Origin of the sequence: Paraburkholderia guartelaensis (assembly GCF_004353905.1) — a bacterium.
Lineage (GTDB): Bacteria > Pseudomonadota > Gammaproteobacteria > Burkholderiales > Burkholderiaceae > Paraburkholderia > Paraburkholderia guartelaensis.
Genome location: NZ_SMOD01000025.1, coordinates 98,298 through 123,920, shown reverse-complemented (window position 1 = coordinate 123,920; position 25,623 = coordinate 98,298). Strand labels below are relative to the sequence as shown.

The 25,623-nt window shown below is 64.1% G+C and carries 21 protein-coding genes; 7 read left to right on the top strand and 14 right to left on the bottom strand.

What is annotated here, in order from left to right:
* Nucleotides 1-120: 120 nt before the first annotated feature.
* The 4 genes from E1N52_RS28325 to E1N52_RS28310 all read right to left on the bottom strand — a co-directional run bounded on the left by E1N52_RS28325 (nucleotide 121) and on the right by E1N52_RS28310 (nucleotide 6,856).
* A complete protein-coding gene (locus tag E1N52_RS28325) occupies nucleotides 121-3,177 on the bottom strand; it encodes an efflux RND transporter permease subunit (protein WP_133186123.1) in 3,057 nt (1,018 codons plus the stop codon).
* Nucleotides 3,174-4,313 carry an efflux RND transporter periplasmic adaptor subunit gene (locus tag E1N52_RS28320; RefSeq protein WP_133186121.1) on the bottom strand — a complete coding sequence of 380 codons (1,140 nt, stop codon included), beginning with the start codon at nucleotides 4,311-4,313 and terminating at the stop codon, nucleotides 3,174-3,176. The genes E1N52_RS28325 and E1N52_RS28320 overlap by 4 nt, the downstream gene beginning before the upstream one ends.
* Nucleotides 4,314-4,318: 5 nt before the next feature.
* Nucleotides 4,319-5,785, bottom strand: coding sequence for a TolC family protein (locus E1N52_RS28315; protein WP_246089243.1), 1,467 nt, complete (start codon nucleotides 5,783-5,785; stop codon nucleotides 4,319-4,321).
* A 153-nt stretch (nucleotides 5,786-5,938) separates the two neighbouring features.
* On the bottom strand, nucleotides 5,939-6,856 hold the full coding sequence (locus E1N52_RS28310; RefSeq protein ID WP_165979460.1) for a class I SAM-dependent methyltransferase: 918 nt from the start codon (nucleotides 6,854-6,856) through the stop codon (nucleotides 5,939-5,941).
* A 404-nt stretch (nucleotides 6,857-7,260) separates the two neighbouring features.
* On the opposite strand from E1N52_RS28310, the gene E1N52_RS28305 reads away from it, so the two are divergent.
* On the top strand, nucleotides 7,261-7,560 hold the full coding sequence (locus E1N52_RS28305) for a hypothetical protein (RefSeq protein ID WP_133186117.1): 300 nt from the start codon (nucleotides 7,261-7,263) through the stop codon (nucleotides 7,558-7,560).
* 437 nt (nucleotides 7,561-7,997) lie between these two features.
* Nucleotides 7,998-8,630, top strand: a complete 633-nt coding sequence (locus E1N52_RS28300) for a class I SAM-dependent methyltransferase (RefSeq protein ID WP_133186115.1) — start codon at nucleotides 7,998-8,000, stop codon at nucleotides 8,628-8,630.
* Nucleotides 8,631-8,657: 27 nt separating this feature from the next.
* On the opposite strand, the gene E1N52_RS28295 is transcribed toward E1N52_RS28300, so the two are convergent.
* On the bottom strand, nucleotides 8,658-8,882 hold the full coding sequence (locus tag E1N52_RS28295; protein ID WP_133186113.1) for a hypothetical protein: 225 nt from the start codon (nucleotides 8,880-8,882) through the stop codon (nucleotides 8,658-8,660).
* 320 nt (nucleotides 8,883-9,202) lie between these two features.
* On the opposite strand from E1N52_RS28295, the gene E1N52_RS28290 reads away from it, so the two are divergent.
* Nucleotides 9,203-10,306 carry an MBL fold metallo-hydrolase gene (locus E1N52_RS28290; RefSeq protein ID WP_133186111.1) on the top strand — a complete coding sequence of 368 codons (1,104 nt, stop codon included), beginning with the start codon at nucleotides 9,203-9,205 and terminating at the stop codon, nucleotides 10,304-10,306.
* A gap of 68 nt (nucleotides 10,307-10,374) precedes the next feature.
* On the opposite strand, the gene E1N52_RS28285 is transcribed toward E1N52_RS28290, so the two are convergent.
* From E1N52_RS28285 to E1N52_RS28270, 4 genes are all read right to left on the bottom strand, one after another.
* Nucleotides 10,375-12,048 carry an electron transfer flavoprotein-ubiquinone oxidoreductase gene (locus E1N52_RS28285; protein ID WP_133186109.1) on the bottom strand — a complete coding sequence of 558 codons (1,674 nt, stop codon included), beginning with the start codon at nucleotides 12,046-12,048 and terminating at the stop codon, nucleotides 10,375-10,377.
* 43 nt (nucleotides 12,049-12,091) lie between these two features.
* The gene (locus tag E1N52_RS28280) at nucleotides 12,092-13,882 is read right to left on the bottom strand and encodes an acyl-CoA dehydrogenase (protein ID WP_133186107.1); all 1,791 of its coding nucleotides are present in this window, start codon (nucleotides 13,880-13,882) and stop codon (nucleotides 12,092-12,094) included.
* A gap of 242 nt (nucleotides 13,883-14,124) precedes the next feature.
* On the bottom strand, nucleotides 14,125-15,129 hold the full coding sequence (locus tag E1N52_RS28275; RefSeq protein WP_133186105.1) for an AraC family transcriptional regulator: 1,005 nt from the start codon (nucleotides 15,127-15,129) through the stop codon (nucleotides 14,125-14,127).
* Between the two features lie 79 nt (nucleotides 15,130-15,208).
* The gene (locus tag E1N52_RS28270) at nucleotides 15,209-17,203 is read right to left on the bottom strand and encodes an acetoacetate--CoA ligase (protein ID WP_133186103.1); all 1,995 of its coding nucleotides are present in this window, start codon (nucleotides 17,201-17,203) and stop codon (nucleotides 15,209-15,211) included.
* A 719-nt stretch (nucleotides 17,204-17,922) separates the two neighbouring features.
* Here E1N52_RS28270 and arcD point away from each other — a divergent pair.
* From arcD to arcC, 4 genes are all read left to right on the top strand, one after another.
* Nucleotides 17,923-19,290, top strand: a complete 1,368-nt coding sequence (gene arcD / locus E1N52_RS28265) for an arginine-ornithine antiporter (RefSeq protein WP_246089245.1) — start codon at nucleotides 17,923-17,925, stop codon at nucleotides 19,288-19,290.
* A 13-nt stretch (nucleotides 19,291-19,303) separates the two neighbouring features.
* A complete protein-coding gene (gene arcA, locus E1N52_RS28260; RefSeq protein ID WP_425468147.1) occupies nucleotides 19,304-20,563 on the top strand; it encodes an arginine deiminase in 1,260 nt (419 codons plus the stop codon).
* 49 nt (nucleotides 20,564-20,612) lie between these two features.
* Complete coding sequence (locus E1N52_RS28255) at nucleotides 20,613-21,623, top strand: ornithine carbamoyltransferase (protein ID WP_133186097.1); 1,011 nt, start codon at nucleotides 20,613-20,615, stop codon at nucleotides 21,621-21,623.
* Nucleotides 21,624-21,729: 106 nt separating this feature from the next.
* Nucleotides 21,730-22,659: a carbamate kinase gene (arcC, locus tag E1N52_RS28250; protein ID WP_133186095.1), complete on the top strand. Its 930-nt coding sequence runs from the start codon at nucleotides 21,730-21,732 to the stop codon at nucleotides 22,657-22,659.
* Between the two features lie 114 nt (nucleotides 22,660-22,773).
* Here arcC and E1N52_RS28245 read toward each other — a convergent pair whose 3' ends face one another.
* The 5 genes from E1N52_RS28245 to E1N52_RS28225 all read right to left on the bottom strand — a co-directional run bounded on the left by E1N52_RS28245 (nucleotide 22,774) and on the right by E1N52_RS28225 (nucleotide 25,513).
* Nucleotides 22,774-23,028, bottom strand: a complete 255-nt coding sequence (locus tag E1N52_RS28245) for an RNA-binding protein (RefSeq protein WP_133186093.1) — start codon at nucleotides 23,026-23,028, stop codon at nucleotides 22,774-22,776.
* An 89-nt stretch (nucleotides 23,029-23,117) separates the two neighbouring features.
* Nucleotides 23,118-23,939 (bottom strand): polyphosphate kinase 2, encoded by an 822-nt coding sequence (gene ppk2, locus E1N52_RS28240; RefSeq protein ID WP_133186091.1) that lies wholly within the window; start codon nucleotides 23,937-23,939, stop codon nucleotides 23,118-23,120.
* A 137-nt stretch (nucleotides 23,940-24,076) separates the two neighbouring features.
* Nucleotides 24,077-24,520 (bottom strand): PRC-barrel domain-containing protein, encoded by a 444-nt coding sequence (locus tag E1N52_RS28235; protein WP_133186089.1) that lies wholly within the window; start codon nucleotides 24,518-24,520, stop codon nucleotides 24,077-24,079.
* 68 nt (nucleotides 24,521-24,588) lie between these two features.
* Nucleotides 24,589-25,161: a cupin gene (locus E1N52_RS28230; protein WP_133186087.1), complete on the bottom strand. Its 573-nt coding sequence runs from the start codon at nucleotides 25,159-25,161 to the stop codon at nucleotides 24,589-24,591.
* Between the two features lie 4 nt (nucleotides 25,162-25,165).
* Complete coding sequence (locus E1N52_RS28225; RefSeq protein WP_133186085.1) at nucleotides 25,166-25,513, bottom strand: hypothetical protein; 348 nt, start codon at nucleotides 25,511-25,513, stop codon at nucleotides 25,166-25,168.
* Between the last annotated feature and the right edge of the window lie 110 nt (nucleotides 25,514-25,623).

Here is a 25,623-nt window from a genome sequence, read left to right as displayed (position 1 = left end):
ACGCGAATTCTAGTGACGACGCGTGAGCCGAGTCAACGACTATTTCAAAGATTTTTCTTTCGAATCTGTTACTGCGGTGGATGCAAATCATTTGCACACCTCTTCGTTTTGCGCCAGCCATCACTCACCTGCCCCCTTTACGCGAAGCAGGAGACGTAGCAGCACAGGCAGCACCAGCAGAACGAGCGGCATCTGCACGATCAAGCCCGAGATGATCGCGACGGCGAGCGGTTGCTGCATTGCGGAACCCTGGCCGATCGCGAAGGCAAGCGGCAGCAGCGCCAGAATGGCTGCGATGGTCGTCATCGCGATGGGCCGCAGGCGATTGCGGCCAGCGGCCTGCAACGCCTCCTCAAGCGGCATGCCTTCGTCGCGTACGAGCCCCTGGAACTCGGAAACATAGAAGATCGCGACCTCCGTCACGATGCCGACGATCATCGTCATGCCCATCATCGCGGAGATGTTGAGCTCGATGCCCGTCACCCATAGCCCGATAAAAACGGCGCCCGTGGCGAGCAGCGGCATTGCCATCACCGCAAGCGCCACGCGAAAGCGCTCGTAGAGGAACAGCAGCAGGCCGAACACTAGCGCCACTGCCGCGCCGAACACCGCGAGCAATCCCTTGAAGGCAATCTGCTGTTGCTGATACAAGCCCCCAAGTTCGTAATAGACGCCCGTTGGCAGGAGCGCGGGATCGGCGAGCGCACGCTGCACGTCGGCGATGGTCGATCCGAGGTCACGCCCGTCGATACGCGCCGTCACCGCCACCATGCGCTTGAGGTTATCGCGGCTGATCTCGGGTTGGCCGCTCACGTGCACCGGGTCGGCAACGCGTGAGAGCGCGAACACGTGCCCGTCGGGCGCGCGTAACGGCAGGCGCGCGAGTTCGGTATCCGTCATTTGCAGCGCGCCTTGCGCACGCACGCGCACGCCGACCGTCTTCGGGCCGTTCTGGAACTGCGTGGCCACGTTGCCGTCCAGCAGGTCCGAGACCTGTTGCGCGATTGCCTGCGGGTCCATGCCCTCGGCGGCCGCGGCGTCGGGGCGCAAGCGCAGGTCGATGGCGTCCCCGGCGGGATTGATGCCGTCGTTCACGTCGACGATGCCGCTAATCTTGCCGATGCGTGCCGCCACACGTTGGGCGGTGGTGTCGAGCACATGCGAGTCGTCCGAATAGATCTTGATCTGTACGGGCTGCGGTACCGCCGTGAGGTCGCCGATCAGGTCCTCCATCAACTGCGCAAGCTCGACGCTCACACCGGGCACTTTTGTTTCGATCTGCGAACGGATCTCCTCCATCACCGTGTCGATCGGCTCGCGCTTGCCCGACTTCAGCCGCACAAAGAAGTCGCCCTTGTTCGGCTCGTTCAGGTCGCCGCCGAGTCCGGCGCCGGTACGGCGTGAATATGTCGCCACATTAGGGTTCGCGCGAATGATCGCTTCGATTTGCTGCATCAGGCGATCGGTTTCCGTGATCGACGTGCCCGGCTGGGTGTGATAGTCGAGCACGAAACCGCCCTCGTCCATCGACGGCATGAAGCCGCTACCGACCCGCGTGAACGCGAGCGCCGAAAGCAGCGCAAGCGGAACGACGAGCGCGAGCACCCACAGGGGCCGCGCGCTCACGCGCGAGACGAGCCGCGCATAAGTGCGGTTGAGCCATGCGGCGAAGCGCGTTTCGCGATGCTCCTCGGCGTCTTTCGGCGTGAGCCAGCGGTCGCAGAGAATCGGGATAGCAAGCCACGTGACGAGGAACGAAATAAAGAGCGCGCTCGCCATCGTCACGGAGAGCGCCTTGAAGAACGCCCCCGTTACCCCCGAAAGAAACGCGAGCGGCACGAAGATAATAAGCGTCGCCGCGGAAGAGCCGGCGAGCGGCCGCGTGAATTCGAGCGCCGCGCTCATCACGCGGCCATGAAACGCATGTGCGCCCGCTTCGCGCATACGCCGCGCGATGTGCTCGATCATCACGATGGCATCGTCGATCACGAGGCCCACCGCCGCTGCCATCCCGCCGAGCGTCATGATGTTGAAGCCCATGCCGAACACGTCGAGCAGCAGAATGGTCGCGGCCATCACGATGGGCACGAGCGCCACGGCGATGAGCGTGATCTTCGTGTTGCGCAGAAAGACGAAGAGCGTAAGCGCCGCGAGCACCACGCCAATCATGATGGCATCACGCACGCTGGTGGCGGAGGCGATGACGAGTTCGCTCTGGTCGTACCAGTTCGCGAGCGTCACGCCTTGCGGCATTTGCGGGCCAAAGTCCTTCAGGCGCGCGCGTATCGCCTGGGCCATCGCCACACTGTTCGCGCCGGGCTGCTGGTAGACGTTGATGAGCACCGCGTCCTGACCGTCGGCGGTCACGCGGATCCATTGCGGCACAGTCCCCTGTGTGACGGTGGCCACGTCGCCCAGGCGGATCTGCGTCGCGCCCGCGGACGAAACGACCACGTTTTTCAACGTATCGAGCCCGCTGAAAGCCGAATTCGCCACGACGAGAAAGAGCTTGTCGTGGTCCTCGATGCGCCCGGTGGCCATCAGCACGTTACCCGCGCCGATCGCGCGCGAGACATCGGCGACCGAAAGCTTGTACGCTGCGAGGCGCGCGGGATCGACGGCAACTTCGAGCTCGTCTCGCGCCCCACCCGTTACGTCCACGCGCGCCACGCCGGCAACGGAGGAAAGCAGCGGACGCAACTGGAACTGGGCGAGGTCGTAGAGCTGCGAGAGCGACAAGCGCGACGACGTCAGGCTATACGCGAGCACCGGAAATACCGTCGGGTCCATGCGGCGCACCTGCATGGTGGTACCGGGCGGCAGCGTCGCGAGGATCTCGGCAATGGCCGACTGCGCCTGCAACGTCGCTTGCGCCATGTCGGTGCCCCAGTCGAAATTGAGGGAGATCTCCGCCGCCCCCCGGCTCGTGCGGGATTCGACGTCGCGCACGTTCGGCACGCGCCGCAACGCTTCTTCCACCGGCATGGTGACGAGCGTCGCCATCTGTTCGGCCGGACGGTCGCCCGCATCGAGCGAGATCACGGCGCGCGGAAAGGAAACGTTCGGAAAGAGCGAGATCGGCAGACGCAACGCCGTGAGCGCACCGGCGAGCGCGGCAAGCGCGATCACGAACAGCAGCGAACGTCGATGGCGCTGCATCCACTGGCTGAACGTCATCGCGCGCCGCCTCGCGCCACGCGCACGGCCATGCCGTCTTCGAGTTCGTAGTTGCCAACGTCGACGAGCGGTCGCGAGGCGTCGAGCGCGCCATCCACGCCGTACGTATCGCCATGCTCGACCTTCACCGTCACATCGACGCGGTGCGCCTTGTTGTTCGGCGCGACTTGATACACATAGCTGCCCTTCGCGTCCTGGAGCACCGCGGCGCGCGGCACGTTCCACCACGTACCGGGCTGCGTGTCGATGTCGGCCCGCACGCGCGTTCCTGGCAGGAACGCGGTGCCCACGAGCGGCACGTTCGCACTCACGTTCACGAGCTGGTTCTGCGCGTCGATAGCGGCGCCGACGAGCACGATGCGCCCTTGCGCACGCTGCGAACCGAGCGACGCGGCCAGCGGGCGCAGCACGACGCGATCTCCGGCGTGCAGTGCGAGCGCGTCGGCGGGTTCGACGCCCAGCGAAATGTTCGCGGCATTGCCCGCAGAGCCATTGGATGCAACGAGCTGGGCGAGCGCCGTGCCCGCCTGGATCCGGTCGCCCGGCACCGCGGCAAGCTGCGCGATGACGCCGGCCACTGGCGCCGTGACGGTTTTCGAACCCGGCGCAACGCCCGTCGCTTGTTGCGCAGCAAGCGCCTGCTGTGCGTCATCGAGCGCCTTTTGCGCCGCGGCGAGCTGCGATTGCGTGGCAAGACCGTCGTGAAAGAGCGAACCGGTGCGCGCGAGTTCGCCACGCGCGAGCGTCGCTGCGCTTTGTGCCTGCGTATAGGCGATCACCGCGTTCGGATCGGCTTGCACGACGAAGAGCGCAGCGCCCTGCGCTACGGTCTGGCCGGGCTGGACGAGCACGCGCGTAACGCGTGCGAGATACGGCAGGCTGATGGACGTTGCGTTCGAGGCTGCGGACGCAACCGAGCCATACGCGACAACGGTCTGGGCAATGGGCTGGCGCATCACGCGCACGACCTGTACGGCGGCAGACGGTGCAGGCGTGCTGTCCGATGCGCCGGCGTCGTCTGCGTGCGCTGCATGCGGTGCGAAAAGCGCTGTGCCAGCGGCGAGTGCGGCCGCAGCGCCCAGTGCGCAGACGGCGACACGCGTGCGCGTGCCGGAAAGAAAGCGGTGCTCAGTCATGAAGATCAACGTGCAACGATATTGTGGGAAGGTGCGCTTTCAGCAGTGGCGCCTCGCGCGGGCGGAGTCTGATCCGGATCGGGAATGGCGCTGCCGAGCAGCGCCTGGAGGCCAATGCGCTGCTCCGCTAGCGCTTCGCGCGCGGTGGCGGCATCGATGCGACGCGCGAGCGCCGCGGTTTGCGCATCGATGTACTGGCCAAGCACGATGTTGTGCGCCGCGTAGGCGTCGCGCGCCTGCCCGGCGGCACGCTCGAGCGCCGGCAGCGCAGCATCATCCTGATCGAGTTGATGCGCGGCGATCGCGCTGTCGGCACGCAGGTGGGTGATATCGGCGTAAGCCGCGTTCAGCCGTGTCTGGTATTCGTCGGCGAGACGCTTTCGCGTGGCCTGCTCGATGGCGATATTGCCGCGATTGCGATTGAAGACGGGCAGCGTGAGGTTGATCGCGAAGCCACTCGTGTAGATTTCCGAAGTGTCGCGCTGCCGCGTAAAGCCCACCGAAAGACTTGGGAACTGGTTGAGGATCGCGGCGCGGTACTTCTGCTCCTGCGCCTCGTAGCCTGCCTGCAGCGCGATCAGATCGGGTCGGCGCTGCGCCAGCTTCGCAACGGCGGCGTCGAGCGTGCCATCGGGCATCGGCGTGACCGCCGTGTCGCCTGTGAGCGCAAGCGTCGTGTCGGGCGCGAGGCCGAGCAGCGTATTGAGGTCATGGTGCGTCTGCTCGCGTGCGCGTTGCATGTCGGTGTATTGCTTGCGGGCGTCTTCGTACGCGGTGAGCGACGCAGTGACGCTGTCCGCCGTCACGTTGTGCTCGCTTGCCGCGTGCGCGGTGCGTTCGTAACGCGTGCGGGCCAGCGCCGTCTGCTGTTCGAGCAGCGGCAACACCTCATCCTGAAAGCGCGCTTTCACGTAGAGTTGCTTCGCCTGCGCCACGACCTGCCACTCCTGCCAGAGCAGACCGAGGTCGGTCTTTCGAACCGTGGCGTTGGCGGACTTCGTGTTCGCGCCACGGGTGACAATCGCCATCACGTCCATGCTCAGGCCGTAGCTGAACGCGCGCGACAACCCAACCGCGCCGGGATAGTCGCTCGAAATGCTTACCTGAGGATCCGGCAGGAGTCCTGCCGAAAACGCCTGCGCTTGCGCAATGCCGAGATCGTCACGCGAAAGTTTCAGGTCGGGATTGTTGGCGACTGCCAGCATCGCGACGTCTTCGATGTCGAAGCCGTTCGAGGGATCGAAGCGATGTGCCGCAAGCTCGGGCAACGGCATTTTTGCCGGGTCGATCTGCACCCGTGCGAGCGCATCCTGCGTCGTCAACGAAGGACCCGTAGCCAATGGCTGCGCCTTGTAGCTTGCGCAACCGGCAAGCAGCGCCGTGCATAAGGCGGCGAGCGTGGCACGCGCGCTCGTCGTGATGTTGAAGTGAAAGACGCGCGGATACATCGCGCGAGACTGCGGGCTGGACAAAATGCACTCCTTGAGCCAATCCCGCGCAACATGAATGCGCGAGCATGGACCTGGAAGCAAACACCACACGTTGGTAGCGTTGCGTCAGGCATGCGGCGCATTCTGCAGGGTTAACGCTTATGCAATCCTTAAGCAGGTCTTCGCGTCCAATTTCTACGGCCGCTTCGCCGTCAAATAGGCGACGCGCTCCGCGCCAAGTTGCGTACCGCTTTCGAAAATCGCCCGCATCCTGACTTCCAGATACGCGCGCTCATCGCGGGTAAATTCCTTTTCGAAGACCTCTTCCAGACTGGGCGCCAACGGGTGAGGCGAGGTGCGAAGAAACGTTTCCCAAGGCAGGCTGTCTTCAGTCCGCACGTCGATGTGCAATTCGAGACGAATGTCGGTGAAGCCCGCGTCGATCGCGAAGCGCACGAGGTCGCGCTCACCGTAATTCGTGATAGACAGCGAGCGCGCCTTCTCCTCCGTGTCGGGGAACTGCGCCGCCCGGCACCGAAGCAGCAAGGGAAAGAACGGATCTTCCGTGTTGAATGCTCGGGCATCGACCAGTTTCTTGAGCATGCAAACCTCGAGCGCTTCGTCACGCAAGATCGGCTCTGCGATGGCGAAGCGGCCACCTGGTTTGAGGATGCGGTAGACCTCTCGCATTGCGGCGGGCTTGTCTTCCACATACGCCAGAACCGCGCGCATTGTGGCGGCATCGACAGTTTCATTGGCGATGCCTTCCAGATGCTCGGCGCTGCCGAGTACGAATGCACACTGCTCTCTCACCCCCAGACTTTGGGCGCTCTCTTCCGTGTGTCGCAGCAGCGGAGCCGAAATATCGGTCATGAGCACCCGGATCGCGGCGCCGGCCCGTTCAATCGCGCGAAACCCGACGAGACCATCACCCGTCCCGATGTCGGCCAAAGTCATGCCAGGACGAAGGCGGACATCATCCAGCACACGGTCTGCGTATCTTGTGATCTCGGCACGGACAGTACGCTTATGGGCGCGGTCATCGCCATGACGCTGCTGGAGGATCCATGTGGACCAGTTGTCGTGAGTGACGTTATTCGCGAGTGGCAGCAAGATGGATTTCCAGGGGAAACTTGAAAGACTTTCTGGATGCTAGCTTTGTATTCTGATGAGTTCCTTATCCAAGCCATATTTTTGACGTGGAACCATATTTTCTCGACGCCAAAGCTGTGCCCCTTTTAAGCTGAATAAAAGTCGCTTTTATTCCAGAAGATGTCATCAACGGCTTTGATCGCCAGACGCGCCGTGGCGCGGGGCTTCAGGAAACTCGGACCGGATCAGCTTTTAATACAAATCATCGGACATTATGAATGGCGTTGCTGCGAATCGAACCGCAGCTTATGCGAGCCTTAAGTTGATTCGTTTTCAGAAAATAAATACTTCTTAAGAATTTGGAAGGTGCTCCGATAAACCGGGCGCAGTTCACGGTTTTTTCTCTCTCTTTTGGAGACCTTCAGATGACAATCCAGGCAGTTTCTAGCCAACCCGCCGTTGCGACAGCAGCGAATACCGGCACGCAGAACCAGCAGGCGACTGCCGCTACGCAACCTGCCAGCAAGACGCAAGCGCAGTCCAGTACGACGACGACACAGGCTTCGGCACCGTCTGCTTCGTATGCCGTCAAGATCAGCAATGCCGCACGTGCTGCATTGGCCGAAGCCACCGAAACGTCGGTGCAGACCGCGCAAGAAGCCAACCGCGGAGATCGACAGGCTCAACGCCTGCTTGCGAAGGAGCAGGCGAATAAACTGGGGTAAGGCACAAAGCGTGCGACAGGCGTTGTCTGATACCGGTTTCGCACGCCCTGCCCTCTAAATCCGCTTGCACGTTGCGCGAAAAACGCGACGTGCAAGCTAACAGCTTTCCGCAAGACCGCTCGGTGCGCCAGGTGCGCTATCAAACCAGACAGATAAGATAACTTTTCTTATCAAAATGGCTCGTTTATAACATCAAACTCAGCGCTCGAAAAACGCGCCGCAAGCGGCCATCGCGTCGGCTCGGCTGCCCTCACATCCACTTCGCGATTTGCGCGCGCTGCGCCCCGAACCCCGCTCAGACCTTTCTTCAGCGACAATATGTGAGAGCGCGGCCGGTCACGCCCGAAGGCCTCACGGTGCAAATCTGTGCGGCAACCTTGCCGGCCCGCAGACGCTGTCGGACCTCGCGCTTTGCGAATAATCGAGCAGGAGGTTTTATGCAGTCGCAGGATCATTGGAATCGCGTCTACACGACAAAGACGCCGACCCACGTAAGCTGGTTTCAGGAGCATGCGCTCCAGTCGGTGGCGCTCATTCGTCAGGCGGGTCTGTCGAAGGACGCCGCCATCATCGACGTGGGCGGCGGGGCCTCGACGCTGGTCGACGACCTCGTGGCGGACGACTATCGCAACGTCACGGTGCTGGACCTTTCCGACGCCGCACTCGCCGCCGCCCGTATGCGCCTCGAAACACGGCTGGCCGAACGCGCGAGCCGCGTCTCGTGGATCGTAGGAGACATCACGCAAATCGAGCTGCCCGTGCGGGCTTACGACGTGTGGCACGACCGCGCGGTGTTTCATTTCCTGACGAGCCACGAAGACCGGGAAGCCTATGTGAACGCCGTGCTGCGCGCCGTAAAACCGGGCGGCATCGTGATCGTGGCGACCTTCGCCGAGGACGGCCCTGACCATTGCAGCGGGCTCCCCGTCATGCGCTACAGCGCCGATGCGTTGCACGCCGAATTTGGCGCGCCTTTCACGTTGCTCAAACAGGAACGCGAAGAGCATCACACGCCGGGTGGCGCGACGCAGAAGTTCATCTACTGTATGTGTCGTAAAGAGGCTTCGTGAACGGGCTTATCGTGGATGCACGCCGTATCAGGGTGCGAACGCGAGTGCCGCGTCTTCCGGAAGATTTTCGAGCGCGCGGCTGCCGTCGCGCAGCGCTTCGCTCTCGCCGTTGAAAGTTGTTTCGCTGTACGCGATGATCTTGAAGCCGCTACCCGCGCTGCGGGGGATGGTGATGCCCCAATGCCATCCACCTTCCTGTTCGAAGACGTGCAGCTTCAGAGATGCATGCAATGTGTTTGATCGAGTCGTCATGTCACGCCCTCCTTTGCGAAAGCGTCGAGGCAGCCGGCAGACATTGGTCAGTGTAGGCATCATTTTGTTGCGGCGCAATAAATATCGACGTTGAGTGGCGATGCTACGCGATTGGGCGTCGTCATCCGGCAACAAAGGGAAACAGGCGGCAACGAGAAGCAACAAGCAGAAACAAAAGTAAACAGGCGTGCAGTGCCGCGGTGATTGGCGTCGCGCGCTCTGCCCCCTCAAAAGGACGTGGGCGGGGCACCCCGGGTCCGCGCTATCCTGCGTTCGGCACGCGAAAGTTTGCGCCCCCATTTCTCTTTGCGCCCTGAAGCATGACTGAACGTACCGAAGCCATCCCCGACGGCACGCCCGAGGCCGCGTCCATTAGCGCGCGATCAGCGCTGTCCTATCCCTACCCGGAGCCGCCCGCGCCCGGCTCGACCCTCGAGATCGCGCCGGGCGTGCGCTGGCTGCGTATGCCGCTGCCCTGGGCGCTCGATCACATCAACGTGTGGCTCATCGACGAGGCCGAAGGTTGCGCCGTTATCGATACGGGCGCCCGCACCGATGCAGCCACGGCTGTGTGGCGCACGATTCTCCCGCAAGGCGGCGAGGCGCGCACGGCGTCCCGCGTGACGCGCGTGCTCGTCACGCACATGCACCCGGATCATGTGGGCATGGCCGGCTGGCTCACGCGCGCGTTCGACTGCCGGCTCTGGATGACGCGCACCGAGTACTTCAACTGCCGCGTGGCCGCTGCCGACACGGGCCGCGAAGCGCCCGCCGACGCGCTCGACTTCTATCGCCGCGCAGGCTGGAGCGAGTCCGCCATCGATGTCTATCGCGCGCGCTTCGGCCGCTTCGGCCAGCATATCCATGCGCTGCCGGAAAGTTTCCGGCGCCTGCAGGACGGCGAGATCGTGCGCATCGGCGCGCACGACTGGCACGTGATCGTCGGCATGGGGCATTCGCCGGAACACGCGTGTCTCTACTGCCCGGCGCTGAAGCTATTCATTTCGGGCGACCAGGTGCTGCCACGCATCTCCTCGAACGTTTCGGTCTATCCGATCGAGCCCGACGCGGACCCGATGGCCCAGTGGTACGCCTCGTTCGACAAGCTGCAACGCGAAGTGCCAGACGACGTGCTCGTGCTCCCCTCCCATAACGACTGCTTTTACGGGCTGCACGCGCGCATCGAACGCTTGCGCCAGGGTCAGGACAAGAGCCTCGCGCGCCTACGCGCCACGCTCGCCGAACCGCGCCGCGCCGTGGATGTGTTCGGTGCGCTGTTCGCGCGGCGCATCGGCGAGGACGATCTCGGCCAGATGAGCCTCGCAACCGGCGAGAGCCTCGCGTGCCTGAACTACCTGATGTATCGCGGCGAAGTGAGACGCGAGCTGCGCGACGACGGCATGTACTGGTATTCGCGGACGTAAAAAATGGCAGGGAAGGCGCACCACGCCCCGCCTGCCACAAGCCGCATCGACGGCACGCCGCCCGATGCTTACATGTTCGGATAGTTCGGGCCGCCGCCGCCTTCGGGCGTAACCCAGACGATGTTCTGCGTCGGGTCCTTGATATCGCAGGTCTTGCAGTGCACGCAGTTCTGCGCGTTGATCTGCAGACGATGGGCGTCCTGCTCGTCCTTCACGAACTCATACACGCCCGCGGGGCAAAAGCGCGCTTCGGGGCCAGCGTACGTCGCGAGGTTAATGTCGACCGGCACCGTCATGTCCTTGAGCGTGAGGTGCGCCGGCTGGTTCTCTTCGTGATTCGTGTTCGAGATGAACACCGAGGAGAGCCGGTCGAACGTGAGCTTGCCATCGGGCTTCGGATACTCGATCGGCTTGCACTGCGATGCGGGTTTCAGCATTTCGTGGTCGCGATGCTGGTGATGCAGCGTCCACGGCACGTTGCCGCCCAGCAGCTTCTGCTCGATGCCCACCATCAGTGTGCCCAGGTAGAGGCCCTTGCTCATCCACTGCTTGAAGTTGCGCGCCTTGTACAGCTCGGTGTGGAGCCACGACTGCTTGAACGCTTCCGGATAGGCCGCGAGTTCATCGCTCTGGCGGCCCGCCTGCACGGCTTCGAACGCCGCATCGGCGGCCAGCATGCCGGTCTTGATCGCCGCGTGGCTGCCCTTGATGCGCGAGGCGTTCAGGAAGCCCGCATCGTCGCCCACGAGCGCACCGCCCGGGAACACGAGTTTCGGCAGCGACATCAGGCCGCCTGCGGTGATCGCGCGCGCGCCATACGACACGCGCTTGCCGCCTTCGAGGTACTTGCGGATTTCCGGGTGCGTCTTGTAGCGCTGGAATTCCTCGAACGGCGAGAGATACGGATTCTGGTACGCGAGACCCACGACAAAGCCCACCATCACCTGGTTGTTGTCGATGTGGTACAGGAACGAGCCGCCGTACGTATCGGATTCGAGAGGCCAGCCGGCGGTGTGGATCACGAGACCAGGCTGGTGCTTCGACGGATCGATTTCCCACAGTTCCTTGATGCCGATGCCGTAGACCTGCGGATCCGAATCCTTGCCGAGCTTGAACTTCTCGTTCAGTTGACGGCCCAGATGGCCGCGGCAGCCTTCGCAGAACAGCGTGTACTTCGCGTGCAGCTCCATGCCGAGCTGGAAGTTCTCGGTGGGCTCGCCGTCCTTGCCGACACCCATGTTGCCGGTGGCGACGCCCTTGACCGAGCCGTCGTCGTTGTAGAGCACTTCGGCAGCCGGAAATCCGGGGAAGATTTCGACGCCCAGCGCCTCGGCCTGCTGGCCCAGCCAGCGTGTGACGTTCGCGAGGCTGATGACGTAGTTGCCGTGGTTCTTGAAGTTGTCGGGCAGTGCCCAGTTCGGCACGCCCTTCGCGCCGGTTTCCGTGAGGAACAGGAACTTGTCTTCGGTAACCGGCACGTTCAGCGGTGCGCCTTGCTCTTTCCAGTCCGGAATCAGCTCGTTCAGGGCTCGCGGATCCATGACCGCGCCCGAGAGGATATGCGCCCCGATTTCCGAGCCTTTTTCCAGCACGCAGACGCCGATTTCAGCGCCTTTTTCCGCGGCAAGCTGCTTCAGGCGGATCGCGGCAGACAGCCCGGCGGGCCCACCGCCGACGATCACCACGTCGTATTCCATCGACTCGCGTGGGCCGTACTGTGCAATCAGATCACTCGACGACATATCCTCTTCCTTCCTTGCTAACTGAGCGCCCTAAGCCGCCCGATCAAAACTGCACTTCGTTCAGCGCGAGCACGCCCGCGTCGCCCTTTGCGGCCAGGATCGACGTCTCGAGGCCGCCTGCCTGCGCGAGAATGTGCTCGGCGTAGAACTGCGCGATCGCGATCTTCGCGCCGTAAAACTCGGCGTCGTTCGCGAGTTCGCGTTGCGCGACGAGCAGCGCGCGCGCCATTTGCCAGCCGCACAGCACGATGCCCGCGAGCTTGAGATACGGCACGCTGCCCGCGAACACCGCGTTCGGGTCGCGCTTGACGTTCGCAACCACGTAATCGACGACATTCGCCAGTGAGCGCGCGCCCTTCTCCAGCTGCTCGCGCATCGATGCCGCGGCCGCGCCGCCGGCCTGGCCCAGTTCCTCAGCAGTCCGAGCGATCTCGCCAAGCAGCGCCTTCGCAACCGCGCCGCCGTCGCGCATCGTCTTGCGGCCCACCAGGTCGTTCGCCTGGATCGCCGTGGTGCCTTCGTAGATGGCGAGAATGCGCCCATCGCGGTAGTACTGGGCCGCACCCGTTTCCTCGATGAAGCCCATGCCGCCATGCACCTGGACGCCAAGGCTCGTCACCTCGTTGACCATTTCGGTGCTCCAGCCCTTCACGATCGGCACGAGGAATTCGTAGATCGCGAGATTGCGCGCGCGCACTTCAGGGTCGGCGTGGTAGTGAGCATGGTCGCTATAGGCGGCTGCGACATACGCGAGCGCTCGTGCGCCCTCGGTCATCGCGCGCATCGAACCCAGCATGCGGCGCACGTCCGGATGATGGATGATGGTCGCCGACTGCTTGAGCGAGCCGTCCACGGGGCGGCTCTGCACACGCTCCTTCGCGTACGCCACGGCCTTCTGGTACGCGCTGTCCGCCACGCCCACGCCCTGCATGCCCACGCCGAAGCGCGCCGCGTTCATCATGATGAACATGTATTCGAGGCCGCGATTCTCCTCGCCCACGAGGTAGCCGATCGCGCCGCCGTGATCGCCGTACTGGAGCACGGCCGTCGGGCTCGCCTTGATGCCGAGCTTGTGTTCGATCGATACGCAATGCACGTCGTTGCGCGCGCCGAGCGAGCCGTCATCGTTGACGAGGAACTTCGGCACGACGAAGAGCGAGATGCCTTTCACGCCTTCGGGCGCGCTGGGCGTGCGCGCCAGCACGAGGTGAACGATGTTCTCCGCCATGTCGTGCTCGCCCCACGTGATGAAGATCTTCGTGCCGAAGACCTTGTACGTGCCGTCGCCCTGCGGCTCGGCGCGCGAGCGCACCAGGGCGAGGTCGGAGCCGGCCTGCGGTTCGGTGAGGTTCATCGTGCCGGTCCAGTCGCCCGAGATGAGCTTCGGCACGTAGCGCGCCTTCAACTCGTCGCTGCCCGCGGTGAGCAGCGCCTCGATCGCGCCGTCGGTCAGCAGCGGGCACAGCGCGAACGAGAGGTTCGCCGCGTTGAGCATTTCGATGCAAGGCGTGGCGATAAGCTTGGGCAGCGCCTGGCCGCCGAATTCGGACGGATGCTGCAGCCCCTGCCAGCCGCCCTCGACATACTGGCGGAACGCCCCCGCGAAGCCAGGCGTCGCCGTGACCTCGCCGTCGCGCCAGCTGCTGGGCGCGCGGTCGCCTTCCACGTTCAGCGGCGCGATGACTTCGCCGGAGAGCTTCGCGCACTCGTCGAGCACGGCTTGCGCAGTGTCGAAACCAGCGTCTTCGAAACCCGGCAGGGTTGCGACGGCGTCGATGCCGGCCAGCTCTTTCAGCACGAACAGCATGTCCTTGACGGGGGCGTTGTAGCTCATGATCGGTCCTTCCAGTCACTCAGGGGTCAAAATGGATTCGCCGCCGGGCCAGGATTACCAGGGGTACCTGGGTGGCCACCTTGCGGCAGTACAGGACGGATCGTAGCGTCAATCGGTCACCAAACCACTGTCCAAACCGGACCACATGGTGACAATTCTGGCCACGTTATCGGCTGCTGTGCCCACCCATCATGGGTGGGCGACCCGACTTTGCGCCGGGCGACGCTCAGGCGTCCAGCCGCTCAGCCTCGGCGCCGGTAGGTGCCGGGCGTGCTGCCCGTCCAGTGGCGAAAGGCGCGGTGAAAGGCGCTGGGGTCGTCGAAACCCAGATCGCCGCCAATGGCCGCAATCGTGTCCTGGGTGTCGGTGAGGCGCTGGATCGCCACGTCGCGGCGCAGTTCGTCCTTGAGCGCCTGGAAGGTGGTCTCCTCGCCGGCGAGGCGCCGACAGAGCGTGCGCACCGAGCAGTGCAAGTTGTCGGCCGCCTCTTCAATGGTCGGCAGATCGGGCAGTTGCGCGGCGAGGTACTGGCGCACGCTGTGGCTCACGAGTTGCTCGCTGAAGGTCTCGAAGATCCAGTCGCCGGGCGAGCGCGCGAGAAACGCGCGCAGGTTGCGCTTGCTCTGCCGGATCGGCATGTCGAGATAGGCCGCGCTGAAGCGCATCAGCGTGGCTTCGCAGCCAAAGCGCACGGGACCCGAGAAGAAATAGCGGTGATCGAGCGCGTGCGGCGGCTGCGCGCAGGCGAAATCGACCTGCAGCAGCGGAATGCGCTGGCCGATCAGCCAGGACGACACGCCGTGAGCGAGCTTGAGCGTCAGTTCCTGCCCGAGCGGCCCGATCGCGCCGTACGCCGTGTTGGCGCGTAATGCCACCTGGGCCACCAGCCCCTGGCGGCGCGATTCGAGCCGGAAATCGTCGAGCACGATGTGGAAGAACTGGTCGAAGCGATGCAGCGCCGTTTCGAGGTTGCGCGCATCGAGCAGGCTCAGGCAGAGAAACTTGAGCGTGCCGCTGCGCAGCGGCCGGCTGAAGATACCGGGCATCTCGTCGTCGAGTTCGATGGCGAGCGTCTGGTAGAGCGTGGAGAACTGCTCTTCCGTCACACGGCCGCCCGGCTTGGCGAGCAGTTCCAGCGCGATGCCCGCCTCGTTGAGATAGCGGCGGATCACGGCGGGCTCGGCGCCCGCGCCGGCGAGAAAGCCGTTGACGAGCGAGATGGGAACGGTGGCGCTAGGCGATGGCATGCATTGACGATGGAAGGCCGCGGAAACGGGCAGACGTAGGCGTCGGCCCGCGCGCCATTCTAAATCGGCGCGGCCAAAATCACGCTGCTCCTCCCCTCGTCCGCGCAAATGCATCGAACCACGCGAGGCTTTCCGGGTTGGCCATGGTGTCCGGATTGGCCACTTTCTCGAGCGGCTGCCCGAGCAGGAGCCGCTTGATCGGCACCTCCATCTTCTTGCCCGACAGCGTGCGCGGAACGGCTTGAACCTGATGGATCTCATCGGGCACGTGGCGCGCCGAGAGCGCCTCGCGCACGCGCGCGCGAATGCGCTGCGCGAGCGCGTCGCTCAGATCGACACCCGGGCGCAACACCACGAAGAGCGGCATCGACGAACTGCGCCCCAGGTACTCCAGATCGACCACGAGGCTGTCGAGCACCTCGGGCACCGACTCCACCGCGCGATACAGCTCGCTCGTGCCCATGCGGATGCCGTGGCGGTTGATGGTGGCGTCCGAGCGGCCGTAGATGACTGCGCCGCCGCGGGGCGTGATGCGCAGCCAGTCGCCGTGGCGCCAGATGCCAGGAAACATGTCGAAGTAACTTTCGCGGTAGCGCCGGTTCGCTTCGTCGCGCCAGAAGTAAAGCGGCATCGAAGGCATGGGCGCGGTACATACGAGTTCGCCGACCTCGTCGATGCGCGCGTGCCCGGCTTCATCGAATGCCTCGACGCGTGCGCCAAGGCACCGGCACTGCATTTCGCCGAGATAGACCGGCAAGGTCGGCACACCGGCGAGGAAGCAGCCCGCGAAGTCGGTGCCGCCCGAAATCGCGTCGATCCAGACGGGCCCCACCTGCTCGAGTATCCACGCATACGCCTCGGGCGGCAGCGGCGAGCCGGTCGAGCCGACCGCGCGCAGGCGCGAGAGATCCGCCGCCGCACGCGGCTCGACGCCGGCCTTCAGGCACCCCTGGAAATACGCCGCGCCCGCGCCGAAGAACGTCACGCCCGTCTCGCCCACGAAGCGCCACAGCGCCTGCGCGTCGGGGTACGTGGGGTTGCCGTCGTAGAGGCAGAGCGTCGCGCCCGCGAGCAGGCCGCCCACCTGGCAGTTCCACATGATCCAGTTCGTGCTCGCGTACCAGTGGAACCGGTCGCCCGGGCTCAGGTCGAGATGCAGCGCGGTGAGCTTCACGTGCTCCACCACGATGCCGCCGTGCGAATGCACGATGGCCTTGGGCATGCCCGTCGTGCCCGACGAATAGACGATCCACAACGGATGATCGAACGGCACGTGTTCGATTTCGAGCGGGACGTTTCCAGCGATCGCGTCACGCCATGCCGTGGCCTGCGGGTACGCCTTCACGTCGGCGTCCGTGTCGAGTTGCGGGACGAACACGAGGTGCGCCACGCTCGGCAACTCGCGCAGCAGATGGTGAATCAGCTCGCGCCGGTCGTGCGGCTTGCCGCCGTAGCGATAGCCGTCCACGGCGAACAGCACCTTCGGCTCGATTTGCCGGAAGCGGTCGAGCACCGCGAGCGGCCCCATGTCGGGCGAGCACACCGACCAGATCGCGCCCACGCTCGCCGTGGCGAGAAATGCCACGACGGTTTCGGGCGTGTTCGGCATGAACGCCGCCACGCGGTCGCCGCGCGTCACGCCCATGCGCCGCAGCGTCGCTGCGCAGGCCGCGACCTGGCGGCGCAGCTCCGCCCAGCTCAATTCGCGCGTGCGCCCCGCCATTGGGCCGCTCTCGCTTTGCGAAACGATCGCGGGCCGCGCATCGCTCGCGAGCTGAAAGGCCCGCTCGATGTAGTTCAGTTCGACACCGGGAAACCAGCGCGCGCCGGGCATCGTCGCATCGGCAAGCGCCACGCCGCGCGGCTCACGCGAGGGAATGTGCGCCCAGTCCCACAGCGCGCACCAGAAAGCGTCGACGTCGTCTACAGACCAACGCCATAGCGCGTCGTAATCGTCGAACGCGAGACCGCGCGTCTCGCCTAGCCACTTCATGAACCGGGTAATGCGGGCTGATTCGACCTGTTGCGGCGTTGGCGTCCAGGCCGGAGCGGATGCGGGAACGGTTTCGTTCATCTCGTTGCGTGGGCTCGTGCGGGTTCGTTTGACCTAATGGTGCCGGAGCCGGTGCACGTCGAACAATTCAGGGAAACCAGTGGAAGGTTCCCAATCGCGTTCGCGCGTAATGATGTCCGATAACGTCGCGCGTAATGGCACGTCAATTTGCAATTATTTCCAATAATTCGAATAAAAGAGGTAATTGAACACTTACGCGCGATCAATATTTTGCTTCCCGATTTAATCTAAGATTAATCGAAATTCACATGCGAGTTGCCTGCACAAATAGATCGAACCGCTAATTTACGTTGCGCCGCGCAAAGCCTGTTGTACCGGGAAAGTCCGGCATACGGCCTATTCGGTACGCAATTAGCATAAGGCCCGTCATAAAACTGCAATCCACTGACGCCTTTAATTTGGCTAATTCCCGCCGATTCGCCTCTCTCTATCGGACCAAGGTCTTATTGTCAGATTGCGCGCCCCATATCAGATTGGGCGCGTAGCGGCACGGGTTCCGCTCTCGCGGCATGCGATCCGCGCTGCAGACTCAGGCACAAGCATGTTGATGGGCTCGCGCGCAGCGCGAGATCTGCAACCCAGCCGGCTCGTACAGGAGATCGCGCATGTCCGAATCGACGTCTACGCCTCACCCCGCCGCCAAGCCCGACAGCACCGCCACACCGGCCGCCGCCAACAGGCTTCGCCTCGGCGCACTCACCGCCCTCGTCGTGGGCTCGATGGTGGGCGGCGGTATCTTTTCCCTGCCGCAAAACATGGCGGCCAGTGCCGACGCCGGTGCAGTGCTGATCGGCTGGGCGATTACCGCGGTCGGCATGCTCATGCTCGCGTTCGTGTTCCAGTCGCTGGCCGTGCGCAAGCCCGAACTCGATGGCGGCGTCTACGCCTTCGCAAAAGCCGGCTTCGGCGACTACATGGGCTTCGGCTCCGCATGGGGCTACTGGATCAGCGCGTGGCTCGGCAACGTCGGCTACTTCGTTCTCCTGTTCAGTACGCTCGGCTACTTCTTCCCGGTGTTCGGCGAGGGCAACACGCCGATCTCCATCATCTGCGCCTCGGTGCTGCTCTGGGCGTTGCACTTTCTCGTGCTGCGGGGCATCAAGGAGGCCGCGATCGTCAACCAGATCACCACGGTCGCAAAGCTGGTGCCGCTCTGTCTCTTCATCGTGATCTGCGCGTTCGCGTTCCGCTCCAGCGTCTTCACGGCCGACTTCTGGGGACAAATGAATCCCAAGCTCGGCAGCGTGACGAATCAGGTCCGCGGCATGATGCTCGTGACCGTCTGGGTCTTCATCGGCATTGAAGGCGCGAGCATCTTCTCCGCGCGCGCGGAGAAGCGCACCGATGTCGGCAAGGCCACGGTCATCGGTTTCGTCGGCGTGCTGCTGCTGCTCGTGCTCGTGAACGTGCTGTCGCTCGGCGTGCTCACGCAGCCCAAGCTCGCGGCCCTGCAGAACCCCTCGATGGCGGGCGTACTCGAAAACGTGGTTGGCCACTGGGGCGCGATTCTCATCAGCGTGGGGCTCGTCGTGTCGCTCGCGGGCGCGCTGCTCTCATGGGTGCTGCTGTGCGCCGAAATCATCTTTTCGGCCGCGCGCGACCACACGATGCCTAACTTCCTGCGCAAGGAAAACGCGAAGCACGTGCCGGCCAACGCGTTGTGGCTCACGAACGGCATGGTGCAGATCTTCCTCGTCATCACGCTGTTCTCGAAGGGCACGTATCTCTCGCTCATCTATCTCGCGACCTCAATGATCCTGCTGCCCTACTTCTGGTCGGCAGCCTATGCATTCCTGCTCGCGGTGCGCGGAGAAACGTATGAGGCCGATAGTGGCGAGCGCAACAAGGACCTCGTCATCGCGGGCATCGCGGTGATCTATGCGGTCTGGCTCATTTACGCCGGCGGCCTCAAATACGTGCTGCTCTCAGCGTTGCTCTACGCGCCGGGCATCGTGCTGTTCGCGCGCGCAAAACGCGAGGTCGGCCAGCCCGTGTTCACCAACATCGAGAAGTTCGTTTTCGCCGCTGTGCTGATTGGCGCATTGCTGGCGGCTTTCGGCCTGTACAAGGGCTTTCTCACCCTCTGATTCGAGGAGTCTCATGATGAGTACGGACACTGTCGCCTTCGGCGTCAATTCCGAGGCAGGCAAGCTGCGCAAGGTCATGGTGTGCGCGCCGGGTCTCGCACATCAACGCCTCACGCCCAGCAACTGCGACGAGCTGCTTTACGACGACGTGATCTGGGTCAGCCAGGCGAAGCGCGACCACTTCGACTTCGTGACGAAGATGCGGGAACGCGGCGTGGACGTCCTCGAGATGCACAATCTGCTCACGGAAACGGTGCAACACCCCGAAGGGCTCAAGTACATCCTCGATCGCAAGGTTCGCCCCGAGACCGTGGGCGTTTCGCTCGCCGGCGAGGTGCGCAGCTGGCTCGAAGGGCTCGAGCCGCGCAAGACCGCGGAATTCCTCATTGGCGGCGTGGTTGCCGAAGATATTCCGGACACCGAACAAAGCAAGATCCTCAAGGAATTTCGCCGCTATCTGGGCTATTCGAGCTTCGTGCTCGCGCCGCTGCCCAACAGCACCTTCACGCGCGACACGACCTGCTGGATCTACGGCGGCGTATCGCTCAACCCGATGTACTGGCCGGCACGCCGGCAGGAAACGCTGCTCACCACGGCCATCTACCGGTATCACCCCGAGTTCGCGGGCAAGGACTTCCAGGTGTGGTACGGCGACCCCGACGAGGACCATGGCGCAGCCACGCTCGAAGGCGGCGACGTGATGCCGATCGGCAACCGCGTCGTGCTGATCGGCATGGGCGAGCGCACGAGCCGCCAGGCGATCGGCCGGCTCGCGCAGAACATCTTCGCCAAGGGCGGCGCCGAGCGCATCGTCGTGGCGGGGCTGCCCAAGTCGCGCGCGGCCATGCACCTCGATACGGTGTTCAGCTTCTGCGACCGCGACCTCGTGACGATTTTCCCCGAGGTGGTCAACGAAATCGTGCCGTTCTCGATTCGCCCCGACGACAAGAGCCCGTCGAAGCTCGACCTGCGCCGCGAGGAAAAGCCCTTCGTGGACGTCGTGGCCGAAGCGATGGGCTTGAAGAGCCTGCGCATCGTCGAGACCGGCGGCAACGCGTTCGCGGCCGAGCGCGAGCAATGGGACGACGGCAACAACGTGGTGTGCGTCGAGCCCGGCGTCGTGATTGGCTACGACCGCAACACCTATACGAATACGCTGCTGCGCAAGGCCGGCGTGGAGGTCATCACGATCACGGCAAGCGAACTGGGCCGCGGGCGCGGCGGCGGCCACTGCATGACTTGCCCGATCGTGCGCGACGCCGTCGATATCTGAGCGCCGCCCCCTATCCGCATTCCCACTGCATCCGCAACGGAGAAACGACATGGCTTTCAACCTGCGCAACCGCAGCCTGCTTAGTCTGATTCACCACAGCACCCGCGAGCTGCGTTATCTGCTCGACCTCTCGCGCGACCTCAAGCGCGCCAAATACACGGGGACCGAGCAGCAACACCTCAAGGGCGTCAACATTGCGCTGATCTTCGAGAAGACCTCCACGCGCACGCGCTGCGCGTTCGAAGTCGCGGCCTACGACCAGGGTGCGAACGTCACCTATATCGATCCGACCTCCTCGCAGATCGGCCACAAGGAAAGCATGAAGGACACGGCGCGCGTGCTGGGCCGCATGTACGATGCGATCGAGTATCGCGGCTTCAAGCAGGATATCGTCGAGGAACTCGCGAAGTTCGCGGGCGTGCCGGTGTTCAACGGCCTCACCGACGAATACCACCCCACGCAAATGCTCGCCGACGTCCTCACCATGCGCGAGCATTCGGACAAGCCGCTCACGCAGATCAGCTACGCGTATCTCGGCGACGCCCGCAACAACATGGGCAACTCGCTGCTGCTCATTGGCGCGAAGCTCGGCATGGACGTGCGCATCGCGGCGCCGAAGTCGCTCTGGCCGCATGACGACCTCGTAGCGGACTGCAAGAAGTTCGCGGAGGAAAGCGGCGCGCGCATCCTGCTGACCGAGGACCCCAAGGCCGCCGTCAAGGACGTGGATTTCGTGCACACCGACGTGTGGGTCTCGATGGGCGAGCCCATGGAAGCGTGGGGCGAGCGCATCAAGGCGCTGCTGCCCTATCAGGTGAACATGGCGCTCATGAAGGCGAGCGGAACGCCGCATACGCGCTTCATGCACTGCCTGCCCGCGTTCCACAACAGCGAGACGGTGATCGGCAAGCAGATCGCCGACAAGTATCCAGAGCTCAAGGGCGGCGTCGAGGTCACCGAGGAAGTGTTCGAGTCGCCGCTGAATCTGGCCTTCGAACAGGCGGAAAACCGCATGCACACGATCAAGGCGATTCTCGTTTCGACGCTCGCCGACATTTGAGCCGCACCGCTTGACGAGGCGCGTGCGCTGCGCGACCGGGTTGCAGACCCGGTAACGCAGCGCATGCGCCCCGCTTCACCGACACGCATAACCTTGGGAGTCAGACATGCGAATCGTGATTGCGCTTGGCGGCAACGCGCTGCTGCGTCGCGGCGAGCCGATGACGGCGGAGAACCAGCGCGAAAACGTGCGCCTTGCGGCCACCCAGATCTCGCAGATCGCGCAGGGCAACGAACTGGTGATCGCCCACGGCAACGGGCCGCAGGTCGGCCTGCTCGCGCTGCAGGGCGAGGCCTACAAGGAGGTGCCCGGCTACCCGCTCGACGTGCTCGGCGCGCAGACCGAGGGCATGATCGGCTACATGATCGAGCAGGAACTCGGCAATCTCCTGCCGTACGAGGTGCCGTTCGCGACCATCCTCACCCAGGTCGAAGTGGACGCGAACGATCCGGCGTTCCAGCATCCGAGCAAGCCGATCGGCCCGGTCTACACGAAGGAGCAGGCGGAGAAGCTCGCCGCCGAGCGCGGCTGGGCCATCGCCCCTGACGGCGACAAGTTCCGCCGTGTCGTGGCGAGCCCGCGGCCGAAGCACATCTTCGAGATCCGCCCCGTGAAATGGCTGCTCGAGCGCGGCACGATCGTGATTTGCGCGGGCGGCGGCGGCATTCCGACGCTCTACGGCGAAGGCCACAAGCTGGGCGGCGTGGAGGCGGTGATCGACAAGGATCTGTGCTCCGCCCTGCTCGCGCAGGAGCTGGAGGCCGACGTGCTCATCATCGCCACCGACGTGAACGCCACGTACGTCGACTGGAGCAAGCCGTCGCAAAAGGCGATTGCGAGCGCGCATCCCGACGAACTGGAGAAGCTGGGTTTCGCAGCGGGGTCGATGGGGCCGAAGGTCATGGCGGCCGCGGAATTTGCGCGCAACACCGGCAAGGATGCGGTGATCGGCGCGCTGGCCGATATCGTGGCGATCACCCAGGGCAACGCTGGCACGCGTGTGAGCACGGAGCGGCCGGGCTTGATCTTCTATTGAGGCCGGTCTGTTCGGACCAGGAGCGGACGCCTCGAAACGGCGCCTGAAAATGCAGGGCGCGCACCCAGGCTCGCGAAGCCGCGGTGCGCGCCCAGTTGTGTGTTCCCGTGTCGCCTACTCTTCGCGTGCCGGCGGCATGACCTGGGCACTGATGGTGTGATCGCGCCAGAACAGGTTGTTGATGCGGCCCTGCAACCGGCGCAGTCCCTCCTCGCTCGCGGCGTGGAAGGTGAGCAGCGCGCCGGGGCGGCCCGCCCCCTCGATGCGCTGAATCGCGTCGTACGGCGGAAAACCGTAGCGCTCCAGAAACTCGTTGATTTCGGCGTCCGTGACGTGTTCGTCGATATTACCCAACAGCAGATCGGCCATGGTCTACCCCTCGTGAGCGTTCAATCGTGATCATAGTGTGGTTTGATCCGGCGCGACGGCAAGCCGCGCCGGATCGAATGCGATGCCGCTCAGTACTTCTCCTGCACGTAGCGGTAGGAATAGTTCGGGTCGCGGTAGCCTTGTGCCTTCTGGCGCTCGGGCAGCGTGACTTTCTCGCGCGGTAGCGCTTTGTATGGAATGGTGTTCAGAATATGGCTGATGACGTTCAGACGCGCGCGTTTCTTGTCATCGGATCGGACAACGAACCATGGGGATTCCGGCGTGTCCGTCATGTCGAACATCTCGTCGCGCGCGCGTGAATAGTCGTACCAGCGGCTATACGACAGCAGGTCCATGGGCGAAAGCTTCCAGATCTTGCGCGGGTCGTTGATGCGCCCTTCGAGGCGCCGGGTCTGCTCTTTCTGGCTCACTTCGAGCCAGAACTTGATGAGGATCGTGCCCGAGTCGATGATGGCGCGCTCGATGAGCGGCACGCCGCGCAGGAATTCCGACGCCTGTTCCGGCGTGCAAAAGCCCATCACACGCTCGACGCCCGCACGGTTGTACCAGCTGCGGTCGAACACCACGATCTCGCCCGCGGCGGGCAGCAGCGGCAAGTAGCGCTGGAAGTACATTTGCGACTTCTCGCGCTCCGTGGGCGCTGGCAGTGCGAATACGCGAAACACGCGCGGGCTCACGCGTTCGGTGAGCGCCTTGATCGTGCCGCCCTTGCCCGCGCCGTCGCGGCCTTCGAACAGGATGCATACCCTGAGGCGCTTCTGAACCACCCAGTCCTGCAAGCGAACGAGTTCGCCGTGCAAGCGCTCGAGTTCCTTTTGATAGGCCTTTTCGCTGAGTTTTTCCACCGGCTCGGCTGCGCTCGGGGCCTTGACTTCCTCTTTCTTCGCCATTGAATCGCTCCCCGCTTCAGACGCCTCACACGAGGCATCCATCCACTATGGTGTGTGGACGAGGGGCGCGCAATAAGACTTTAGACTCAGGCACTGACCGTCTTGACCTCCGGCAATCACACTTCCGTACGAGCGCGTCATTCGTGCGCGTAGTTGAACTCGGGCATGGCCTTCAGTTGCGCCTTGTCGGCCTGCAACACGATCTGTTTGCTGTCGATGCGCAGGTCGTTGAACGGCACAGCCACGAGATGCTTGCCCAAACCGAGGAAGCCGCCGACGGAGAGAATTGCGAACGCGCCTTCGTTAGGCGACTCGAGCACGATGTCGTCGATCGCGCCGATCTTGCTGCCGCTATTGTCGTAGACATCGGAGCCCACGAGCTTCGAGGCGCGAAAGCCGGTTCCCGACTGCACCGTCGCCATGCGCTGCACGGCGATCGATTGCGGAGCGCCCTGCGCGAGCGAGGCGGACGGCACGCCCAGCGCACAGCCGAACGCGCACCCGAGCGCGACGGCAAATGCGGATGCACGGCGGCAAGCCAGGTTACGCGAATTCAGCGGGCGATTCGATTGTGTCGTCATGGTATCCCCCTCCCTTGTGCGAAAACACGGTGAATACCGCGCAAATGCAAGCGCTGTGCCCGGCGCACTCACGCCTGCGCGAGCCAGTGCTCGATCAGCGGGCCACGTTCGCCGTAAACGGGATCGCTCGCGGGATACGGAAGCGCCTGCATGGCCCGCAGCTCCGCCGCGGTCAGCGCCTCGCGGCGGATGTCCCACTGCTGTCCGCGCGGATAGCCGCCCGCCACGCGAAAGCCGCCGGCCAGCGATAGCAGGCAATGACCCGTGCCGGCCGGCAGCAGCAGCGCGTCGCCGGCATGCACACGCAGCACGCGCCCGCCCGGACCGCCGAGTATCAGCTCGGCCGTGCCGGCGAACACGCCCAGCACCTCGTGCGCCGTGGAATGGAAATGGTGATAGTCGAATACGCTGTCGAGCCATTGCACCGGCCAGCCGTTCGCCTCGAAGCGTTCGTTGAAGGCCCGTGCAAGGTCATGGGCGCCCGGCGCCAGCGCGCGCCGATAGACGATGACGGGAAGCCTGGCGTTGTTCGGCACCCAACCATGCGCGGCGAGGAGGAAAGTTTCGACGCCGCTTTCGCGTTGAGCCGAACGGCTTTCGCGCAGACTGCGCGGAAAATGAAAAGCGCGATTTTCGTGCATCGTCTTACTCCCTCGCATCGCTGCCGCCCGCCGCGGCCGACGCGCCCGCTGCGCCGGTTGTCGTTTCTTTCGCCGCGCCTTTTACCGGCTTTTTCGCGTGATGCGTTTTGTGCTTGGAGGAATGCGTCGTTTGCGTGGCCTGTGCGCCTTTGTTGGCGGGCACGCCTTGTTCGACGCCCTGAGTCGGCGCCGGGTACACGCCGTTGGCCTTCGCCCCGCTCGACTCTGTGGCCGGCGCCGTGGTCGGCCGATCCGCGCCGGTGTTGTCCTGCGCGAGCGCCGCTGCCCCTTCCAGGACGAGCGCGAAAGCGAGCGCACCGGCCACGAAAGCCTTCGTCGGTGGGGTGTGCATGGCGATCGGTCCTCCCTCAGTACGTTGCGAGCCCTGGTGCAAGGACCCAGCAAAGCCGAAGCGAGCTGACCGCGAGGTCCCCGCACAAAGCGTAGCAACCCTCATACCGG

Coding starts and splice junctions, on each gene's coding strand:
- E1N52_RS28225 (WP_133186085.1), bottom strand. CDS start 25,513: ATGCACACCCCACCGACGAAGGCTTTCGTGGCCGGTGCGCTCGCTTTC.
- E1N52_RS28280 (WP_133186107.1), bottom strand. CDS start 13,882: ATGAGCTACAACGCCCCCGTCAAGGACATGCTGTTCGTGCTGAAAGAG.
- E1N52_RS28270 (WP_133186103.1), bottom strand. CDS start 17,203: ATGAACGAAACCGTTCCCGCATCCGCTCCGGCCTGGACGCCAACGCCG.
- arcC (WP_133186095.1), top strand. CDS start 21,730: ATGCGAATCGTGATTGCGCTTGGCGGCAACGCGCTGCTGCGTCGCGGC.
- ppk2 (WP_133186091.1), bottom strand. CDS start 23,939: ATGGCGAAGAAAGAGGAAGTCAAGGCCCCGAGCGCAGCCGAGCCGGTG.
- arcA (WP_425468147.1), top strand. CDS start 19,304: ATGATGAGTACGGACACTGTCGCCTTCGGCGTCAATTCCGAGGCAGGC.
- E1N52_RS28245 (WP_133186093.1), bottom strand. CDS start 23,028: ATGGCCGATCTGCTGTTGGGTAATATCGACGAACACGTCACGGACGCC.
- E1N52_RS28285 (WP_133186109.1), bottom strand. CDS start 12,048: ATGTCGTCGAGTGATCTGATTGCACAGTACGGCCCACGCGAGTCGATG.
- arcD (WP_246089245.1), top strand. CDS start 17,923: ATGGTGGGCGGCGGTATCTTTTCCCTGCCGCAAAACATGGCGGCCAGT.
- E1N52_RS28295 (WP_133186113.1), bottom strand. CDS start 8,882: ATGACGACTCGATCAAACACATTGCATGCATCTCTGAAGCTGCACGTC.
- E1N52_RS28230 (WP_133186087.1), bottom strand. CDS start 25,161: ATGCACGAAAATCGCGCTTTTCATTTTCCGCGCAGTCTGCGCGAAAGC.
- E1N52_RS28290 (WP_133186111.1), top strand. CDS start 9,203: ATGACTGAACGTACCGAAGCCATCCCCGACGGCACGCCCGAGGCCGCG.
- E1N52_RS28235 (WP_133186089.1), bottom strand. CDS start 24,520: ATGACGACACAATCGAATCGCCCGCTGAATTCGCGTAACCTGGCTTGC.
- E1N52_RS28320 (WP_133186121.1), bottom strand. CDS start 4,313: ATGACTGAGCACCGCTTTCTTTCCGGCACGCGCACGCGTGTCGCCGTC.
- E1N52_RS28255 (WP_133186097.1), top strand. CDS start 20,613: ATGGCTTTCAACCTGCGCAACCGCAGCCTGCTTAGTCTGATTCACCAC.
- E1N52_RS28275 (WP_133186105.1), bottom strand. CDS start 15,129: ATGCCATCGCCTAGCGCCACCGTTCCCATCTCGCTCGTCAACGGCTTT.
- E1N52_RS28305 (WP_133186117.1), top strand. CDS start 7,261: ATGACAATCCAGGCAGTTTCTAGCCAACCCGCCGTTGCGACAGCAGCG.
- E1N52_RS28325 (WP_133186123.1), bottom strand. CDS start 3,177: ATGACGTTCAGCCAGTGGATGCAGCGCCATCGACGTTCGCTGCTGTTC.
- E1N52_RS28300 (WP_133186115.1), top strand. CDS start 7,998: ATGCAGTCGCAGGATCATTGGAATCGCGTCTACACGACAAAGACGCCG.